This is a genomic window from Methanocalculus sp. (genome assembly GCF_029762515.1).
Classification (GTDB): domain Archaea; phylum Halobacteriota; class Methanomicrobia; order Methanomicrobiales; family Methanocorpusculaceae; genus Methanocalculus.
In genome coordinates this window covers 1-3,219 of record NZ_JARVGN010000277.1, presented here as the reverse complement: position 1 = coordinate 3,219, position 3,219 = coordinate 1, and the positions used below count along the sequence as shown (strand labels likewise).

Here is a 3,219-nt window from a genome sequence, read left to right as displayed (position 1 = left end):
GGAGTTGGAGTTGGGGTTGGAGTAGGTGTAGGAGTGGGTGTAGGAGTTGGAGTAGGAGTGGGTGTTGGGGTAGGAGTTGGTGTAGGAGTGGGAGTAGGGGTAGGTGTTGATGTAGGTGTGGGTGTAGGAGTAGGTGTAGGAGTAGGGGTAGGTGTAGGAGTAGGTGTTGGGGTAGGAGTAGGTGTTGGAGTTGGTGTTACGGTCTCATTATCAACTGCTGAGACAGGCATTGCCACAATGAAGAGTGTCGTAAGAATGATGAATGTCAGGAGAATTCCTATCCTGTTAACGGTCCAAATTTGGGTATTCTGCATAATCTTTTATAAGTCATATTTTTGTTTAAGCATTATCATCTCTCTCTCCCTGAAATGGTTCTATCTATGTAATTTTATGGATTTTTGAGGGATATAATCAGTATTCATGCCGAGGACTAATCAACCTTATAAATTAAGCCTTTTTGATTTTATGGTCTTATTGAAAAAATGAAAGACAAGAATCCGGGTGGGAAGATCCTGTACCCTGGAGGAATTCCTCCCTGGTATTGATTCTGCCTGATGAGTATAGAGAGATGATTATGGTGCAACTACCCGATCGATCGTATGTGATGTTGCCGGGATTTTTGAAACATCATAGTATGATATGATCTTCCCATCCGGGAAGGTTACCGTTGTTCTGTCAGGGGAGAGATCCACCTGAACAAGCGGAGCAAACCAGTATTCATTCAGAATCTTTTCTGCATATGAGAAATCCAGAGCCGGTACAGTATAACGTATAACTTCCCCGGTTTCATCAATAGTGGCAAGAGATTCGATGGTGAATATGGTTGACCCTTGTGTCACTGACTGTACCTCAACCGGCTTTTTGTAGGCACGCTCCAGTGCTGCCTGGAACTCTGCATTCGGATCTGCAATCCTCAGGAAGACGGCAAACCGCTCAATCCAGTTCAGCGTGTAGTCAAACACTATCTCGGCATCTCCGTTCTCCTGTATCGTAAAGTCGAGGTTGTCTGCTGAGAATGCACCAACCGGCATAATCAGTCCGATGAGGAGGCAGGGAATGATAAGATGTATTAATCGCATATGCATCATTTCTATGATTGTATCGCAGGGTATTATAGTATTTGGTGATATATAGGTAATCTTCAATTGGGGACTTGTGTATGCCGGTCAGATCAAAGTATCTCGCGGCAATTGCCATCAGCATCTGGATGGTGATTGTGATCTTCTTTATGATCCTCGCCGGGAGCCCAGATCTAGAGATCCTGTTTGTCCTGACATTGATTGGTATGCTGGTTATTGCAGAACTTGCTGATCCGGTCCATACCCGCCCTGTATTTCTCAGTAGGTTCCGATACATAATCGCTGCAGGCGTCATCCTTTTTGGCGCTATTGTCACTCAAAAAGTCCTGGAGATCCTTGGTTCATGAATGATCGTACAAAGAGCAGGCATCATATCGTCACAGTACCTGCACTTGCAGCAGTAGCTCTCCTCTGCGTTCTGCTCATGATCCCACATACTGCTTACCCTCTTCTCTACTCCCCAAAGATGGATGCAGAGACGGCTCTCCATGATCGTGTCTCTGTTCTCAGGCAGGTGTCACAGGATAATTCGGCAGTTGTGCTCCCCCTGATGGAGGATATTTTTTCAAGCTCCGGAACTCTTGTCCTGAATCTGGAATTAAAAGATTTCACTGCGGCAGAACGGGATCTGGATGAGTATCTTGCCCGCTCGCGCCAGTTCGATAATCTGGTCATCCGGCTTGAGATGTCGCAGTCCGATCTTGAGGAATGGCGTCGGCTGAATGCCCTGAACAAAGAGGATCTGATGGCTCTTTTTGAGGATACACAACGCTTTTCTGATCTTAAGCGGCTTGAGATCGAGTACCGGGATGCTGATGATCCGGATATGCTCTATTCGATTATGTATGAAGGGGAAGCCCTCAGGTCAAAGATAAAGGAGACGATCGCATCATATGAAGGGCGGAGTGAGGAGATGATCGCCGTCTCAAGGCAGTTTGAGGTGAAGACCGATCCTTATGAACAGAGCATTGAGGATGCCCGGGATATCGAAGAGAGTGTCGAAGAGGAGCAGGAGGTACGGTCTGCAACAATACAGCAGGAGATCCCCCGAAAAGAACCCCTCCGTGTACATCTTGGTATCGAGCCGCCGGAGGTCGGTTATGGGGATACGCTCACCATCTCCGGCCGGGTCTCCGGCACAGATCTCCGGATCGTTTCACTCACTCTCGACAGCAGGAACTTTTTGGATCTCAGCGCGGCAACGGATGGCACGTTCCTGCACCGGGAACAGATCGATCGCATCCGCACCGGTATGCATACACTCTATGCGACGGTTGACGGGGCATATTCTGAAGTCCGGAGTTTTCGGGTGATCCGATCTGAGACCCACGTTACTCTCCAGCATGCCGGTGGCACCCAGGTCACCGGCCGTCTGATGGCGGGAGATAGACCGGTCTTTGGTGCTCCTATCCGGATCCTCTCTGCAGGCAGGCAGATCGGTACACCGACAACCGGTGCCGATGGCCGGTTTGCCGCCACCCTGAAGTTGTCTCCCGGGACACATCAGATCGCAGCTATCTTTGATGATGCTGCATATCCGCTGGAGCGCTCTGAGAGTAAAGAAGTGGTGATCGTTGTGGTACCCCAGAATGATCAAGAAAATAAACCAATCGATCATTATCTTCTCTTCATCATTGTAGCTCTCTGTGTTGCAGGAGCTGCAGGCTTCTTCTATCTGAAACGCCGGCCAAAAGGTGCTGTCTCTGCTCCTTCCGAGGCGTTCACCCCTCAGGAAGAAGGGCCTCTGCCTGAGAAGGGTGAGAATGACGAGATCCGGGAAGAGGATGCAGAGGATGAGACGATCTCATCTGAACCTGCAATGCAACCAGCAGATCCTGCACTTGAAGCATATCAGCAGGTACAGGAATCCGATTATCCCTCAGCACTCAGGTTCCTCTTCGGTGCTCTTGCAGAAAACGCAGGTATCCAGAATCCACTTACGGCAACAGCCGGGGATCTCCGGTGGAGATGCCCTGAAGATGCCCGTCTTCATGCCTGGCTCACTCTCTATGAACGGGTGCTGTATGGGAGGCACCTTCCGGATCATGATGAACGGCGCTGGTTTGAGGAAGCATATCTCCTGATCAGGGGTGATCGTTTGTGAGGTCCGCCATTCTGATCGCCGTCATCATCATTCTTC

4 protein-coding genes are annotated in these 3,219 nt (G+C 49.4%); 3 read left to right on the top strand and 1 reads right to left on the bottom strand.

Going from position 1 to position 3,219, the window contains the following annotated elements; genetic code table 11:
- Positions 1-402: hypothetical protein (locus QCH34_RS09570; RefSeq protein ID WP_300333348.1), on the top strand; the 402-nt coding region annotated here is incomplete at its 5' end.
- Positions 403-572: 170 nt separating this feature from the next.
- Here QCH34_RS09570 and QCH34_RS09565 read toward each other — a convergent pair.
- Positions 573-1,079, bottom strand: a complete 507-nt coding sequence (locus QCH34_RS09565; protein ID WP_300333345.1) for a hypothetical protein — start codon at positions 1,077-1,079, stop codon at positions 573-575.
- Between the two features lie 80 nt (positions 1,080-1,159).
- Between QCH34_RS09565 and QCH34_RS09560 the strand changes: the two genes are divergently transcribed.
- Together QCH34_RS09560 and QCH34_RS09555 are read left to right on the top strand one after the other, a co-directional pair.
- Complete coding sequence (locus QCH34_RS09560) at positions 1,160-1,426, top strand: hypothetical protein (protein ID WP_300333342.1); 267 nt, start codon at positions 1,160-1,162, stop codon at positions 1,424-1,426.
- The gene (locus tag QCH34_RS09555) at positions 1,423-3,183 is read left to right on the top strand and encodes a hypothetical protein (RefSeq protein WP_300333340.1); all 1,761 of its coding nucleotides are present in this window, start codon (positions 1,423-1,425) and stop codon (positions 3,181-3,183) included. Before QCH34_RS09560 ends, QCH34_RS09555 begins: the two co-directional genes overlap by 4 nt.
- Positions 3,184-3,219 lie beyond the last annotated feature (36 nt).